The organism is Pseudomonas marginalis (assembly GCF_900105325.1).
Classification (GTDB): Bacteria; Pseudomonadota; Gammaproteobacteria; order Pseudomonadales; family Pseudomonadaceae; genus Aquipseudomonas; species Aquipseudomonas marginalis.
On record NZ_FNSU01000004.1, the window covers coordinates 483237 to 499405 of the forward strand.

Sequence of the window (16169 nt, forward strand, 5' to 3'; positions counted from 1 at the left end):
TGGGAGAGCGCCTTGCCGAGCGTATCCACCTTGAACCCCGATGCTGCGCTGCTGGTGCAGCTGTCCGACAGCCACCTGTTTGCCGAGGCCGACAGCCTGCTGTTGGGCATGAACACCCGTGAGAGCCTGCAGCGGGTGATTGGATTGGTGCGCCAGCAACAGCCGCACATCGACCTGGTAGTGGCCACGGGGGACTTGTCCCAGGACGGTACGCTGGCGTCTTACCAGGCATTTCGTGACCTGACTCAGCAGATCAAGGCCCCGGCGCGCTGGATTCCCGGTAATCACGACGAACCGCATATTATGGTGCACGCCGCCGCGCACAGTGACCTGCTGGAGCCCGTAGTGGACGTCGGCAACTGGCGTATCACCCTGCTCGACTCCGCCGTGCCGGGCTCGGTGCCGGGCTACCTGCAGGATTCGCAGCTGCAATTGCTGGCTCAAGCCTTGAGCGAAGCCCCGAACCGCCATCATCTGGTGTGTTTCCACCATCACCCGGTGCCCATCGGCTGTGCGTGGATGGAACCTATCGGTTTGCGCAACCCCGATGCGTTGTTTGCCGTGCTGGACCGTTTTCCGCAGGTGAGGGCAGTGCTCTGGGGCCACGTGCACCAGGAGATCGACCGCGAGCGCAACGGCGTGCGCCTGCTGGCTTCGCCGTCCACCTGCATCCAGTTCGCGCCGGGCAGCGAGGATTTCAAGGTCAGCGAGCAAGCGCCGGGTTATCGTTGGTTGCGCCTGTATGCCGACGGACGGTTGGAGACCGGGGTGGAGCGGGTCGAAGGCTTCGCCTTCCAGGTGGACTACGGCAGTGACGGCTATTGACGTCTCGGCGGCTAAATATCCAGAACCTTCGCCAGCCTCACTACCGTAACCCCTGGACCCAACTGCCGCAGCGAGGGCTGGATCAACACGCAGTCGTCATGGGGTGTGACGATCTCGCGCCGGTCGTCTCGAGCGATCACTGTTCCAGCCTGGGCTATGCGCTCAAGGCCGCGGAAGTCATCGGTAAAACGGAAGTCCATGCCGTGGGCGATCACCGGTTCAGTGACTTGCAGGCATTGCTGGGGCTCCGGCTTTTCCTGGCTCAGGAGCTTCAAGACGTCGGCCTCGGCGACTGCATCAGTCGCCATCAGGAAGCGTGCGGCAATATCGAGGGCGACGTGTTGGCTTTTTTTAGAAAAATGTTGGCCGGTCTCGATCAGCAGTGCGTTTTTTTGGCTGGCGGGATCGCCAAACCCACCATAGTCACGCATACGCCGGCCATTGGCGTGGCCGGCGTCGACCACCACGGTTGCCGGTACGCCTAACGATTTTGCGAATTTCAGGCCTTTGGCGCAGGCCCCACACATCATCAGTGGTGGGGATTCTTCGTGCATCGAATGGATATCGAGCAGCAAGTCGACACTGTCGATCAGCGGTCGCAGCTCACGTGCGCGACGCAGTTCCACGGAGTCTCGGTCGCCGTCCAGTGTTGATGGTAGCCAGACACGGTTCATGTCCTCGTCGACAAAACGGGTGGCGTCAATGTCGTGTGGGTCGAAGCGGTGATAGGCCTCGATATTGCCGAACGCCAGTGACAAACGGCCTTTGCGAGGGCGCACGCCGCTGCGCAGCAAGGCGTCTACTGCGATTGCTCCGCTGACTTCATTGCCATGGGTCAGTGCCATGACCAGCACATGTGGCCCAGGCGTGCCGCTGTCAAAACTGTGGACATAGTCGATCCCGCAGTTGCCGGCTTTCCATTGGCTGAGATCGGGGAACTCGACTTCCACAGGGTACGGTGTCAGTGATGCACGAACCTGCTCAAGGGTTTTCATGTCTGCCTCCGAGGGCTCAAGGTGGGTACCTTGTCGCGGGGGCGAGCCGCGACAAGCAGGGGGGACTCGCGGCCCTTAACTGGCGCAGGGATGGGCGCTGCGCATGCGCCGGCCCAGGCAGGCGATCGCCAGTACGCTGATCAAAATGGTTGCCATCACATAAAAGCTCGGCGCCAGTTTGCTGCCGCTTGCCTCGATCATCCAGGTCACGATCAACGGGGCGAAACCACCAAACAGGGTCACGGAAAAGTTGTAGCTCAGCGCCAGCCCAGTACCGCGAATGCTGGTTGGGAAGATGTCGGCAAGCATTGCCGGGATTGGCCCCAGGCAGGCCGCAATCAATACGCCGACAAGCGCTTGCACGACCAGCAGCGTGGAGAAACTGGGGAAGATATTGAGCAGCAGGAACATCGGATAAGACGACAGTCCGGTAATCGACAAGGCGATGGTCAACACTCGGAATCGCCCGTGGCGATCGGAAAGCCCACCGAAAATCGGGGCCATGAGCATCAACGTAATGCCGGTCATCAGGGCCCCCAGGTAGGACGACGTGGCGGTGATGCTCAGTTGTTTAAAGGCGTAGATCGGCATGTACAGCTTATGCACGTAATTGAATGCGGTCGCGCCCGCCACCACGCCGATAGCCAGCAACAGGCTGACGTGCCCTTTGATCAGGACATCCCGCAGTGGGGTCTTGACCGCTACGTTGGCTACGTTTTTCTTGAAGTCCGGCGTTTCATCGATTTGTCTGCGAATGTAAAAGCCTACCGGCCCGATCAGCAGGCCGAAGCCGAAGGCTACACGCCAGCCCCAATCGTTCAACTGCACATCCGACAGCGCATAGCTGAGGATCGCACTGACACCCGCCGCCAGCACAGTTGCCAGCCCCTGGGTAGACAATTGCCAGCTGGCAAAGAAACCCCGTCGCCCGGCGTCGGCGTGTTCGACCATGAACGCGGTCGCCGCGCCAAATTCGCCGCCCGTGGAAAACCCCTGGAGCATGCGGGCAACGATGATCAGCAGCGGCGCCGCCAGGCCGATCTGCTCGTAGGTCGGGGCGAACGTAATCATTGCGGTGCCGACCAGCATGATCATGATCGACAGCGTCAATGACGCCTTTCGTCCGGCTCTGTCGGTGTATGAACCGAGCACAATGGCGCCCAGCGGGCGCATCAAAAAGGAAATGCCGAACGAGCCTACGGCCAGCAGCAATGAGGTGGTTTCGTTATCGGACGGAAAAAACTGTTTGCCGATGACGACTGCAAAATAGCCATAGATCAGTAAGTCATAGAACTCCAGCGCGTTGCCGACGCTGGCAGCGATGATCTCTTTCCATGGGCCGCGCCGGGTGGGAGCTCGGGCCGATGATAAGGCGGATGATTGAGTTGTCATGAGTGTGCACCGGGTTTGTTTCACTGTTGGCCTACGGACTCTCCGAACCGCAGCGCGGCCTGGCGACATCGAAGGCGTTAATTGTTATGGGTGAAAGCCCGGATGAAAGTGAACCAAAGGCGGCAGAACGGCAATTGCTCTTTCGGCACAGATTTGAGCTGTTTCGGCACGACCCGGCAGGTTGTTGCCGGCAGCGGTGATAGAGCGCGTAAATCCGGCTACTGGGTGGTGGAGGGGGTCAAGGCTGTCCATATCCTCATCACCATCTCGCTCCGGTTGGCGCGCAGGCGATGCAGCGAAACGTCGAAACTGACGCAAAATTCGGCGCCCCCCGCCATCAGCAGCTCGCCCGATGCCAGCGCGTCGTTGACGACCATGCGCGGCAACCACGCCAGCCCCCGGCCACGCTTGGCCATTTCCAGAATGGCGTCATAGGAGTCCGCTTGGTAAACCATTCGCAGCGCCAGGCGCTGCGGCAGTCGATCCAAATGCCGGGCCAGTACGCTGCGCAGTGTCAGAGTGGGTGAGAAGGCCAGCCAAGGGATGGGCAGGGCGTTGCTGTCGGCGAGTATCTGCAGTTGCGGCTGCCCAGGGGCGCTCGGGGCGCTGACCGGTAGCAGTTCCTCCTTGGCCAGTACTCGGGAGTCGAAATGCTCCGGGTCCAACAGCGTCTGGGTCAGCGGGCTGGAAAAACTCAGCAGCAGATCAACCTCGCCGGCGGACAACCGGCTGATCGCTTCTTGCGCACCGCTGGTGAGCAATGACACCGCAAAGCTGCCCAGTTTCGGGTGCAATGACTCGTACCAATCGGGGAAAAAGTCACAAGCCAGGGTCCGGCCGGTGGCGATGCGCACCGGTTCGTCGCGGCTGAGGGTGTCATTTTTGAACTGCGCTCTGACAGTGCCCAGCAATTCCAGCGATTGAGTGGCGGCATCAAGGAACAGCAGGCCGCAGGGTGTCAGTGACAGGGGTTGCTTGCGCTCGATCAATGGCGTGCCGACCCATTCTTCCAGCGCCCGGATACGTCGACCGAACGCTGGATGCGTGACACAGCGATTTTCGGCGGCACGCGACAGGCTGCGAGTGCGCGCCAGTTCGACAAAATCCTCAAGCCATTCAAGTTGCATGGTGTTTCCCCGCTTGAAGTCGGGCCACTGGCCTCCGGCCATATATCCGGGTTCCCGGGCCGCAGATAGTACCGTCAGCGGCGATCGGCTGCACCCACAAGCCCCCTGTTCCCTGTAAACTGCGCCTCTTTGGCAGCCCCAGCGAGGCCCCGGCATGTCCGCTTCGATCCTGTATATCCACGGTTTCAACAGTGCGCCCGCGTCCAACAAGGCCTGCCAGCTGGTTACCGTGATGGACACCCTGGGCCTGGCTGATCAATTGCGCGTGCCGGCCCTGCATCACCATCCCCGTCAGGCAATTCCTCAATTGGAGGAAGCCATTGCCCAGCTGGGGCGGCCGCTGCTGGTCGGCAGCTCGCTCGGCGGCTACTATGCAACCCATCTTGCCGAGCGCCATGGCCTCAAGGCACTCCTGGTCAACCCGGCGGTCAGCCCCCATCGGATGTTCGACGGTTACCTGGGCACCCAGAAGAACCTCTACACCGATGAAACCTGGGAACTGACCCACGACCATGTCACGGCGCTGGCCGAGCTGGAAGTACCGGCGCCCCAGGACGCCGCGCGTTACCAGGTGTGGTTGCAGACCGGCGATGAAACACTGGATTATCGCCTCGCCCAGCAGTATTACCGGGCCTGTGCCTTGCGCATCCAGGCCGGTGGCGACCATGGTTACCAGGGGTTTGCCCGGCAATTACCGGCATTGTTGAGTTTTGCCGGCATTGGCGCAGATCAGTATCAATCCTTCGATTTCTCGGCACTGTAATTGCCTTGGAAATTGCAGGTTACTTTTTAATCGAACGACTCACGACGAGACCCCATGGCCACTCCCAGCGCTAGCTCTTATAACGCCGACGCCATCGAAGTCCTCTCGGGCCTCGACCCGGTGCGCAAACGCCCCGGCATGTACACCGACACCAGCCGGCCGAACCACCTTGCCCAGGAAGTCATCGACAACAGCGTCGACGAAGCCTTGGCCGGGCACGCCAAGTCGGTGCACGTCATTCTTCACGCCGACCACTCCCTGGAAGTGTCCGACGATGGTCGCGGCATGCCGGTGGACATTCACCCGGAAGAGGGTGTGTCGGGCGTCGAGCTGATCCTCACCAAGCTGCACGCCGGCGGCAAGTTCTCCAACAAGAACTACCAGTTCTCCGGTGGCTTGCACGGTGTGGGTATTTCCGTGGTCAACGCCCTGTCCACGTTGGTGCGGGTCAAGGTCAAGCGCGACGGCAACGAGTACGAGATGACCTTCGCCGATGGCTACAAAGCCACCGACCTGCAGGTCATCGGTACCGTCGGCAAGCGCAATACCGGCACCAGCGTGTACTTCGCGCCGGACCCTAAGTACTTCGATTCGCCGAAATTCTCCATCAGCCGCCTCAAGCACGTGCTCAAGGCCAAGGCCGTATTGTGCCCGGGCCTGCTGGTGACCTTTGAAGACAAAGGCACTGGCGAGAAAGTCGAGTGGCACTACGAAGACGGCCTGCGTTCCTACCTGGAAGACTCCGTCAGTGATTTCGAACGCCTGCCCAACGAGCCGTTCTGCGGCAGCCTGGCCGGCAACAAGGAAGCCGTCGACTGGGCGCTGCTGTGGCTGCCCGAAGGCGGCGACAGCGTGCAGGAAAGCTATGTCAACCTGATCCCCACCGCCCAGGGCGGCACCCACGTCAACGGCCTGCGCCAGGGCCTGCTGGATGCCATGCGCGAATTCTGCGAATACCGCAGCCTGCTGCCGCGTGGCGTGAAGCTGGCGCCGGAAGACGTGTGGGAGCGCATTGCGTTCGTGCTGTCGATGAAAATGCAAGAGCCGCAGTTCTCCGGCCAGACCAAGGAACGCCTGTCGTCCCGCGAAGCGGCGGCGTTTGTCTCCGGTGTGGTCAAGGATGCTTTCAGCCTGTGGCTCAACGAGCACCCGGAACTGGGCCTAGCCCTGGCGGAACTGGCGATCAACAACGCCGGCCGTCGCCTCAAGGCCAGCAAGAAGGTCGAGCGCAAGCGCATTACCCAGGGCCCGGCATTGCCGGGCAAGTTGGCCGATTGCGCCGGGCAGGACCCGATGCGCTCCGAGCTGTTCCTGGTCGAAGGTGACTCCGCCGGTGGTTCCGCCAAGCAAGCGCGGGACAAGGAATTCCAGGCGATCCTGCCGTTGCGCGGCAAGATCCTCAATACCTGGGAAGTCGATGGCAGCGAAGTCCTTGCCAGCCAGGAAGTGCACAACATTGCCGTGGCCATCGGCGTCGACCCAGGCGCAGCCGACATGAGCCAGCTGCGCTACGGCAAGATCTGCATCCTCGCCGACGCCGACTCCGACGGCCTGCACATCGCGACCCTGCTGTGCGCGTTGTTCGTGCAGCACTTCCGTCCGTTGGTGGATGCCGGTCACGTCTACGTCGCCATGCCGCCGCTGTACCGGATCGACCTGGGAAAGGAGATTTTCTACGCCCTGGACGAAGCCGAGCGCGATGGCATTCTCGACCGCCTGGTGGCCGAGAAGAAGCGTGGCAAGCCGCAGGTCACCCGATTCAAGGGCCTGGGTGAAATGAACCCGCCGCAACTGCGTGAGACCACCATGGACCCCAACACCCGGCGCCTGGTGCAGTTGACCCTGGAAGACTTCGCCGCCACCTCGGAAATGATGGACATGCTGCTGGCGAAGAAACGCGCGCCGGACCGCAAGTCCTGGCTGGAATCCAAGGGCAACCTGGCTGAGGTCCTGGGCTGATGCGCACAGGTGTCGCCCTGGCGATCCTGATGTTGAGCGGGCTGGTGGCCACTTCGGTAGTTGCCGCGCCCGTGGCTGAGCTCAAGCTGGTGTCCGAACACCCGGTGGACGGCATGCGCGGCGGGAACCTGTCGGGCCTGGCGCTGTGTGGCAAGGAGCTGTGGACGGTTTCCGATCGTGATGACGACCAGATCTACCGTCTCGATACCCGTGCGCCGACCTGGCAAGCCGAAGCGGTAAGCATCGATGTGCCGCCGGTGCCGGAATCCGGGCTGCCCTGGGGGCTGCGTTCGCGCACCAAGGCTGCGTCGTTCATTCGCGGCGGCGACCTGGATTTCGAAGGCATCACCTGCGATGCCGCCGGCAATCGCTACATTGTCAGCGAAGCCCATGCGGCGGTGCTGCAAGTACCGGTGAGCGGTGCGCCTGAATGGTTGAAGATCGCCCCGGGCATGGTGCGTGAAGCCCGGGCCAGTGGCATGTTGCTGCACTTCAATGCGTTGTTCGAAGGCCTGGCAATCAACCCCGAGGGCAATCAGATCTGGCTGGCTGCGGAGCGTGAGCGGCGCGGCCTCATCTCCATCAAGCGCCCGCAAAGCCTGTGGGATTGCGACGGCCCTTGCGTGTTGCTGAGCGAGGCCGGCCAGGAGATGCAGCCGGCCAAGTTCGTCGGTGCCAAGGCGGTGTCCAAGGATTTCGCCGATCTGTCACTGTTCAACGGCAAGCTGTTTACCCTGGAGCGCAATGCGTTCCAGATCTGCCGGCGCGATACGGTCACGGCCAAGGTCGAGCTGTGCTGGTCGTTCGCCGACGAAACCCTGACGCCCGAGCGGCGTTACGCCCAGCCCTATGGCCTGGCCGAAGCCCTGGTGGTGGACGCAGACGGTGCCTGGCTGGGCATCGACAATAATTTCGGCCCCCGCGCCGATGGTGAAAAACGCCCCATGGTCTATCGTTTTGCCGCCCCCGCTGGCGGCTGGAGCGCCCAGCCATGAGCCGCTACTTTTTTGAATCGATCCGGCGCGGCGGCATTTCCGCTGCGCCTTACCAAACAATGATGAGGCCCGCATGAGTGACATCCTCGCAGACAGCTTAGATGGCGTAGAACGCCGGTCGCTGGCTGACTTCACCGAAAATGCCTACCTCAACTACTCCATGTACGTGATCATGGACCGTGCATTGCCGCATATCGGCGACGGCCTCAAGCCCGTACAGCGGCGCATCATCTACGCCATGAGTGAGTTGGGCCTGGACGCCGATTCCAAGCACAAGAAGTCGGCGCGTACCGTCGGTGACGTGCTCGGTAAGTTCCACCCCCACGGCGATTCGGCGTGCTACGAAGCCATGGTGCTGATGGCCCAGCCGTTCAGCTACCGCTACACCCTCGTCGACGGCCAGGGTAACTGGGGTGCGCCGGATGATCCCAAGTCCTTCGCGGCCATGCGTTACACCGAGGCGCGCCTGTCGCGCTATTCGGAAGTGTTGCTCAGCGAACTGGGCCAGGGTACCGCGAACTGGGGACCGAACTTTGACGGTACTCTCGACGAACCCCTGGTGTTGCCCGCACGTTTGCCGAATATCCTGCTCAATGGCACCACCGGTATCGCGGTCGGCATGGCCACCGACGTACCGCCGCATAACCTGCGCGAAGTCGCCACCGCATGCGTACGCTTGCTGGATGAGCCCAAGGCCACGGTCGAGCAGCTGTGCGAGCATATCCAGGGCCCGGATTACCCGACCGAAGCGGAAATCATCACGCCGCGCGCCGACCTGCTGAAGATGTACGAAACCGGCAAGGGCTCGGTGCGCATGCGCGCCGTGTATCACATCGAAGACGGCGACATTATCGTCACCGCCCTGCCGCACCAGGTGTCCGGTGCCAAGGTGCTGGAACAGATTGCCGCGCTGATGCAGGCCAAGCCGTCGAAATTGCCCCAGGTCGCTGACTTGCGTGACGAGTCCGACCACGAAAACCCATGCCGTATTGTGATCATCCCGACTAACAGCCGGGTCGACCACGAAGTGCTGATGCAGCATCTGTTTGCCAGCACTGAGCTGGAGTCCAGCTACCGGGTCAACGTCAATATCATCGGCCTGGACGGCAAGCCGCAGTTGAAAAACCTGCGCAACCTGCTGGTCGAGTGGCTGGAGTTCCGGATACAAACCGTACGCCGCCGCCTGCAGTTCCGCCTCGACAAGGTCGAACGGCGCCTGCACCTGTTGGACGGCTTGCTGATTGCCTACCTCAACCTGGATGAAGTGATCCACATCATCCGTACCGCGGAGCACCCGAAAGCTGAGCTGATCGCGCGCTTCGAGCTGAGCGAGATCCAGGCCGACTACATCCTCGACACCCGCTTGCGTCAGTTGGCACGCCTGGAAGAGATGAAGCTGCGCGACGAACAGGACGCGCTGCTCAAGGAGCAAGCCAAGCTGCAAGCCCTGCTGGGCAGCGAAGCCAAGCTGAAGAAGCTGGTGCGCAGCGAGTTGATCAAGGACGCCGAAACCTATGGCGACGACCGCCGTTCGCCAATCGTGCAACGTGCCGAAGCCAAGGCGCTGACAGAGACCGAACTGCTGCCGAACGAGAAAATTACCGTCGTTCTGTCGGAAAAGGGTTGGGTTCGCTCAGCCAAAGGGCATGATATTGACGCCACTGGCTTGTCGTACAAGGCCGGTGATGGCTTCAAGACTGCCGCCGCCGGGCGCTCCAACCAGTTTGCGGTGTTTATTGACTCCACCGGGCGCAGTTATTCGGTGCCGGCCCATACCTTGCCATCGGCGCGGGGGCAGGGCGAGCCGTTGACCGGTCGCCTGACGCCGCCACCTGGGGCGAATTTTGAATGTGTGCTGCTGCCGGATGACGATTCTCTGTATGTGATCGCTTCCGACGCGGGTTACGGGTTCGTGGTCAAGGGTGAAGACCTGCAGGCCAAGAACAAGGCGGGCAAGGCGTTGTTGAGCCTGCCGAACAACGCCAAGGTCATCCTGCCGCGTCCGGTGGAAGACCGCGAAGGCAACTGGCTGGCGTCGGTGACCACCGAAGGGCGCTTGCTGGTGTTCAAGATCAGCGATCTGCCGCAGTTGGGCAAAGGCAAGGGCAACAAGATTATTGGTATTCCCGGCGAGCGGGTGGCCAGTCGCGAAGAGTACGTGACCGACATCGCGGTGATCCCGGAAGGTGCCACCCTGGTGCTCCAGGCCGGCAAGCGCACGTTGTCATTGCGCCCCGACGACCTCGAACACTACAAGGGCGAGCGTGGTCGTCGCGGTAATAAACTGCCTCGCGGCTTCCAGCGTGTGGATGCTTTGCTGGTGGAAACGCCGGTTTAAGGCGTATTAGAGCCCTCGATCTACGATTTAAAGCGTAGATCGACGCTTTGGCGCTGGAGTCATGGCGCATATTCACGGATGATATGGCCTTTCCAGCGCCGGCGTGGCCGAGCGTGTTTAGGTTATTTTTAGTATTACATTGTGGTTCGCCTTGTGGCAGCCACCTGGATGGGATGATGACTGCTCCACGCGTTCCTCTATTTTTGATGCTCGCTGGCCTTTTGGGGTTGGCGGGTTGCAGCACACACCAGCCTGTGTCGCTGTACCAGCTGGACAGCGGAAGTCCAGCTCAGCCAGCCCAGACCGCTGGCATGGCCGTTTTGCTCGGGCCGGTGGTCGTCGCCGACTACCTGCAACGCGAAACCCTGCTGCAACGTCAGAACGATGGAAGCCTGCAAGGTTCCACCGATGGTCGTTGGGCAGGCAGTTTATCGTCTGACATCAACCAGTTGATGTTGCGTCAGGTGGCCGGTCAGTTGGACAGCCAGCGTGTGGTCCTGGCGCCCGCACCAACCGGCTTCAGCCCGGATGTGCAGGTCTTGCTGACCATTACCCGGCTCGACTCCGGTAAATCGCAACCGGCGATCCTCGATGCGCAATGGCGCTTGATCGACCGTCGCGGCCAGGTGCGTGATAACCGCATCGTGCACCTGCAGGAGGAACATGCCGGCACCACCGCGTCCCAGGTTCAGGCCCAGGGCGTGCTGCTGCAGCAATTGGCGCAGCAGTTGTCGGTGGCCCTCAAGCCCCTGGCCAACCAGCCCCCCATCGCCGAGGCGCCCCGTAAGTCGGCCCCGGTACAGGCCAAGCCGGCAGAGCCGCAAAAGCCTAAGATGCCGATGGCTACGCCGATCCGTACGGATATGGAAGTGTTCAGGTTCTGATCTGAATGCCACACAAACAAAAGGCCCTCTGAATCAGCGGGCCTTTTGTTTGTGTGCGATTTACTTGAGGCTTGTTGAGATCCAAATGTGGGAGGGGGCAAGCCCTAATGTTTTTTGTAGGAGCGAGCTTGCTCGCGAAAAACTCACAGGCGCCGCGTTCATTCAGGAACAACGCGTTATCGTTGACGTTTTTCGCGAGCAAGCTCGCTCCTACAGGAGACATTAGTCCGGCGGTGTGCTTCAGGGCTTGGAGCGGGTCTCATGCATCCGTGCCAACTGCCGCTCCAGCATCGATGGATACGGCTCCATCAACCGCTCCACGCAGCTTGCCCCCTCAGGGCTGGCAATCGGGCGGATACGCGCGCGCTGGCGGATCAGCGTGTCTTCACTGATCTTGCGCTCCACCAGCAGCAGGTTGCGGCTGTGTTGGGACAAGGCCAGTGCGTCCTGGGCATTTTCAGTCAGCAGCAGGTCGATCTGGCTCATGCCGAACAGGTCGTCGCCCACGGTGAGGCCCAGTTGCAGTTGCAGGGTGATCCCGCTGTCGGCGACTTCGATCTGCAATTCATGGCCCAGGGCGCGCAGCAACTCACCGCAGCAAATCGCATTGGTCAGGTAATCTTCGCCGCTGTCTTCGCTGTGGAACAGCATCAGCGTGCTGCCGTCGTTCAGGGTGTGCAGTTCGCTCTGGTACAGCGAGGCGGCCTGGTCGAGGCAGTCGCGGTAGCGCTCCAGCAGTTCGGTCAGGCGTGCGCGGGGCAGGCGACGCAATTGGTCCTGGGCACCCAATTGCACGGCGAGCACAGCGCTGTACTGCGGCTCGCTGCTGCGTACCGGCGCCGCCTTGGGGGCGATTGCGGGGCTGTCGGCTGACGTATCGCGCAGGTCGGCGAAGGGGTCTTCATCGTCCAGCTCGTCTTCTTCGGCCTTGAAGGCATGGCGCGGTGCCGGCTTGAGGCCCGCCACCGGCGGACGCTCGTCGAAGCCCGGGTCACGCAGGTTGCGCACTTCGAACTCGGGCTCTTCGTCGTAATCGGTGTCGTCGTATTCAGGCTCTGGCTCGACCTCGGGCACCACCGGTTCCGGGGCGAAGCTGGCGTGCAGCTGGCGGGCAAGGTCGCCGATTTCATCCTGGCGGTCGGTTGCCGGGGTGTGCTCGTCGATGTCCCGCAGCCAGATGCGCAGTTGCATGAGCGGCGTGGAGATATGCCGCCCCAGGCGCAGGCTCAGGGCCAGGGCCAATGCCAGCAGGATGGCGCTGAGGATGCCCATGCTTTGCAGGCTGATGGTCATCGGCTGCTGGAACTGCTGCATGTCGAGGCTGATGCGCAGTTGGCCGGCCTTCACATCCTGAAACGTGATATTGCTCTGGTACAGGCCTTCGGCTTCGCCCAACAGGCCGTTTTTCGGGCGCTGCCCGGCTTCGGCCATGATGCGGTTGTCCACGCTGTAGATGGCAGCATGGGCCACCAGCGGGTTCTTGGTCAGGTTGTTGAGCAGCACGTTGAGGCTGAGGATGTCGTTGGACACCAGCAGCTCAGTCGCCGAAGTGGCGGTCTGCGTGGTCAGGCTCTCGCCCAGGGCGTCGGCCTGCTCGTGCATGGCCTGCTTGAATTGCAAACCCATCACGCAGGCGTAGATCACCAGGGCCAATGCGACCAGGATCACGTTATGGCTGGCGATGCGTAATGCGATCGGTACACGGCGGTGGCGCAGTGCCCGGAAGATCAGCAGGAAGAAGTTGTCGGTTTTTACTGGCGTGGGCCGGTTCACTTGAGCTCGGCTCTTGGTCCGTGAAGTTGACGCGCAGTATAGCGACAGGCCCAAGACCGGCAAAGCGCTGGCTGTGCCCGATGGTCACTGAAAGTGGGTAGAATGCGGTTTTTTTCCAGCCTGGGGGTGCGCCTTGCGCGAAATTGTCCTGATTAACATCACTGGTGAAGACCGCCCAGGTCTTACCGCAGCCATTACCGGCGTTCTGGCCCAGGGTGGTGTGAACATTCTCGACATCGGCCAGGCGGTGATCCACGACACGCTGTCGTTCGGCATCCTGGTGGAAATCCCCAGCACCGAGCAGGCCTCATCGGTGCTCAAGGACATCCTGTTTACGGCGTATAAGCTCGATCAGCAGGTGCGTTTCACCCCGGTGTCCGAAGCGGATTACCAGCAGTGGGTGGCCGGCCAGGGCAAGAAGCGCCATATCGTGACGCTGCTGACCCGCAAGGTCACCGCCGAACAGCTGCAGCGCGTCAGCTCTATTACCGCGCAGTATGGTTTGAACATCGACCATATCGACCGTCTGTCGGGGCGCATGCCATTGGACACCCCGGCCGACAAGGGCAAGGGCTGCATCGAGTTCTCCGTGCGCGGTGAGCCTGCCGACCCGCAAGCCCTGCGCGCCGAATTCCTCAGCGTGGCCCAGGAGCTGAATGTCGATATCGCCTTCCAGGAAGACTCTCTCTTCCGTCGCAATCGCCGCCTGGCGGTGTTCGACATGGACTCCACGCTGATCGAAGCCGAAGTTATCGACGAGTTGGCCAAGGCGGCCGGCGTGGGTGAGCAGGTTTCCGAAATCACCGAGCGCGCCATGGCCGGGGAATTGGATTTCCGCGCCAGCTTCAAGGAGCGCCTGGCTTTGCTCAAGGGTCTGGACGTGAACGTGCTGGACTCCATCGGCGCGTCGCTGCGCCTGACCGAAGGCGCCGAAACCCTGTTTGCCGAACTCAAGCGCCTGGGCTACAAGACGGCAATCCTGTCGGGTGGCTTCACCTACTTCGCCAAGCAATTGCAGGCCAAGCTGGGCATCGACTATGTGTTCGCCAACGAATTGGAAGTGGTGGATGGCAAAGTGACCGGCGTCGCGGTCGAGCCGATTGTCGATGCGCAGCGCAAGGCGGACCTGCTGAAGGAATTGGCCCACAAGGAAGGTTTGCGTCTGGAGCAGACCATTGCGGTCGGTGACGGCGCCAACGACCTGCCGATGCTGGCAATTGCCGGTTTGGGTGTGGCATTCCGCGCCAAGCCATTGGTCAAGCAATCGGCCAAGCAGGCGATTTCTACCCTGGGGTTGGATGGCGTGCTGTATCTGCTGGGTTTTCGCGACCGCGACGGTCAGTTGTAACTGACTAAATGTGGGAGGGGGCAAACCCCCTCCCACATTGGGTTCGGCGTCAGGCTTTAGGTAAAGCGATGCCTTGGCCCATCTGCACCGGCGAACCCGCCACCAGTTCTTCGGCCCACTTCACCTGATCCGGCCCGAACAGCACGATCGCAGTGGAGCCCAACTTGAAGCGACCCAATTCCGCACCCTTCTCCAGGTGAATCGGCGCGCGGGCAGCTTCGTCATAGCGGAAGGTTTTCAGCTCGCGCTTCGGCGGAGTCACCAGGCCGGCCCATACGGTTTCAATCGACGCCACAATCATCGCACCGACCAATACTATGGCCATCGGGCCGCGTTCGGTGTCGAACAGGCAGACAACACGCTCGTTACGCGCGAACAACTCCGGCACGTTTTCGGCGGTGGTCTGGTTCACCGAGAAAATCCGCCCAGGCACGTAGACCATTTCACGCAGGGTACCGGCCAGTGGCATATGCACACGGTGGTAGTCTTTCGGCGACAGGTAGATGGTGGCGAAATCGCCGCCCATGAACGGCGCAGCGACCGCTGCATCGCCGCCCAGCAGTTCCAGCACGCTGAAGCTGTGGCCTTTGGCCTGGAACACACGACCGTGCTCGATGGGGCCAAGCTGGCTGACTGCGCCATCGGCTGGGCTCAGCACTGCGCCAGGGCTCTGGTCGAGTGGGCGGGCACCGTCTTTCAGGGCGCGGGTGAAGAAGGCGTTGAAGTGCTCGTAAGCGGTCACGTCTTCTACCAGGGCCTGGGACATGTCCACTTGATAGCGCTTGGCGAACCACGTGGTGAAGGCATTCTTGAACCAGCGCACGCGGCACTCGGCGATGCAGCCGGCCAACCGCGACAGCAGGTGGTGCGGCAGCAGGTACTGGCTGAGGATAAACAACTGCTTTTTCATTGACTGTCCTTAAACCTTAAATCTCGACGGGGGTGTCGGGGTGGTTGCCCCATTCGCCCCAGGAACCGGCATAACCTTTGACTCGCGGATAACCGAGCGCCTTGGCCACCAGGTAGGTGAAGCCAGAGCGATGATGAGTCTGGCAGTGGGTGATGATTTCTTTGTCTTTGGTCAGCCCGAGGTCTTCGAGGATCTGCGGCATGTCGCGGCGAATGCGCAGGTTGCGCGCCTTGTCCATGCCGGCAGTCCACTCGAAATTCACCGCGCCGGGGATGTGGCCGCCTTTGGCCGCGAGGACTTTCTCGCCGGAGTATTCCAGCGGGCCACGCGCATCCCAGATGCCCAGGTCGGCAGCCCCAAGACGGCTTTGCAGGTATTCGCGGGTGGCGGTGGGGCCATCGTGCAGCGTAAGACTGACCGGGCCGCCGGCCGGGACGGGCACGTCGGTGGAGAGCGGGTGCTTGCCCTCCAGCCACGCCAGCAGGCCGCCATCCAGGTAGTGGTATTTCTGGTGGCCGATCACATCGAGCATCCAGATGAAACGCCCGGCCCAGCCACCGCCTTCGTCGTCATAGACCACGTAGGTGGCGTCGGGCGTGTGGCCCAGTTCGCCGAACAGTTTCTCAAGCTCGGCCTTGCCGGGCAGCAGGCCGGGTGCCGGCGCCTGGCCCAGCTGGGTGCGCTTGGGGTCAACGAAATGCGCGCCGGGGATGTGCCCTTCGGCGTAGCGGGCGGCACTGGTGAGGTCCACCAGAATCAGGTGTTCGGCATCCAGTTGAGCGAGCAGGTCACTGGATTCGATCACCAGCGGCAAGCCAGAGAAGTCAGGCATGTGAGGTCTCCTGGGCACGAATGTTGGC

At 61.7% G+C, this 16169-nt stretch carries 13 protein-coding genes; 7 read left to right on the forward strand and 6 right to left on the reverse strand.

What is annotated here, in order from left to right:
- The first annotated feature begins 12 nt into the window (after positions 1-12).
- A complete protein-coding gene (cpdA, locus tag BLW22_RS32755; RefSeq protein WP_074848572.1) occupies positions 13-825 on the forward strand; it encodes a 3',5'-cyclic-AMP phosphodiesterase in 813 nt (270 codons plus the stop codon).
- Positions 826-836: 11 nt separating this feature from the next.
- On the opposite strand, the gene BLW22_RS32760 is transcribed toward cpdA, so the two are convergent.
- The 3 genes from BLW22_RS32760 to BLW22_RS32770 form a co-directional block, all read right to left on the reverse strand.
- On the reverse strand, positions 837-1820 hold the full coding sequence (locus BLW22_RS32760; RefSeq protein ID WP_074848574.1) for a M14 family metallopeptidase: 984 nt from the start codon (positions 1818-1820) through the stop codon (positions 837-839).
- Positions 1821-1895: 75 nt separating this feature from the next.
- Positions 1896-3212: an MFS transporter gene (locus BLW22_RS32765; RefSeq protein ID WP_065925640.1), complete on the reverse strand. Its 1317-nt coding sequence runs from the start codon at positions 3210-3212 to the stop codon at positions 1896-1898.
- Between the two features lie 218 nt (positions 3213-3430).
- Complete coding sequence (locus BLW22_RS32770; RefSeq protein ID WP_065925844.1) at positions 3431-4339, reverse strand: LysR family transcriptional regulator; 909 nt, start codon at positions 4337-4339, stop codon at positions 3431-3433.
- A 154-nt stretch (positions 4340-4493) separates the two neighbouring features.
- Here BLW22_RS32770 and BLW22_RS32775 point away from each other — a divergent pair, with 154 nt between their 5' ends.
- The 5 genes from BLW22_RS32775 (at position 4494) to BLW22_RS32795 (ending at position 11278) form a co-directional block, all read left to right on the forward strand.
- Complete coding sequence (locus BLW22_RS32775) at positions 4494-5102, forward strand: YqiA/YcfP family alpha/beta fold hydrolase (RefSeq protein ID WP_065925639.1); 609 nt, start codon at positions 4494-4496, stop codon at positions 5100-5102.
- A gap of 54 nt (positions 5103-5156) precedes the next feature.
- The gene (parE, locus tag BLW22_RS32780; RefSeq protein ID WP_027604917.1) at positions 5157-7061 is read left to right on the forward strand and encodes a DNA topoisomerase IV subunit B; all 1905 of its coding nucleotides are present in this window, start codon (positions 5157-5159) and stop codon (positions 7059-7061) included.
- Positions 7061-8056, forward strand: coding sequence for an esterase-like activity of phytase family protein (locus tag BLW22_RS32785; protein ID WP_065946612.1), 996 nt, complete (start codon positions 7061-7063; stop codon positions 8054-8056). Before parE ends, BLW22_RS32785 begins: the two co-directional genes overlap by 1 nt.
- A 73-nt stretch (positions 8057-8129) precedes the next feature.
- Positions 8130-10394, forward strand: coding sequence for a DNA topoisomerase IV subunit A (parC, locus tag BLW22_RS32790; protein WP_065925637.1), 2265 nt, complete (start codon positions 8130-8132; stop codon positions 10392-10394).
- 173 nt (positions 10395-10567) lie between these two features.
- Entirely contained in the window at positions 10568-11278 is a 711-nt protein-coding gene (locus tag BLW22_RS32795; protein ID WP_027604914.1) for a PqiC family protein, read from the forward strand.
- Between the two features lie 240 nt (positions 11279-11518).
- On the opposite strand, the gene BLW22_RS32800 is transcribed toward BLW22_RS32795, so the two are convergent.
- Entirely contained in the window at positions 11519-13051 is a 1533-nt protein-coding gene (locus BLW22_RS32800) for an AhpA/YtjB family protein (RefSeq protein ID WP_027604913.1), read from the reverse strand.
- Positions 13052-13184: 133 nt separating this feature from the next.
- On the opposite strand from BLW22_RS32800, the gene serB reads away from it, so the two are divergent.
- Complete coding sequence (serB, locus tag BLW22_RS32805) at positions 13185-14399, forward strand: phosphoserine phosphatase SerB (RefSeq protein WP_065925636.1); 1215 nt, start codon at positions 13185-13187, stop codon at positions 14397-14399.
- 49 nt (positions 14400-14448) lie between these two features.
- Here the strand turns inward: serB and asd are convergent, their stop codons facing one another.
- On the reverse strand, positions 14449-15309 hold the full coding sequence (gene asd / locus BLW22_RS32810) for an archaetidylserine decarboxylase (RefSeq protein WP_074848576.1): 861 nt from the start codon (positions 15307-15309) through the stop codon (positions 14449-14451).
- 16 nt (positions 15310-15325) lie between these two features.
- Entirely contained in the window at positions 15326-16141 is an 816-nt protein-coding gene (locus BLW22_RS32815; RefSeq protein WP_065946609.1) for a rhodanese-like domain-containing protein, read from the reverse strand.
- Between the last annotated feature and the right edge of the window lie 28 nt (positions 16142-16169).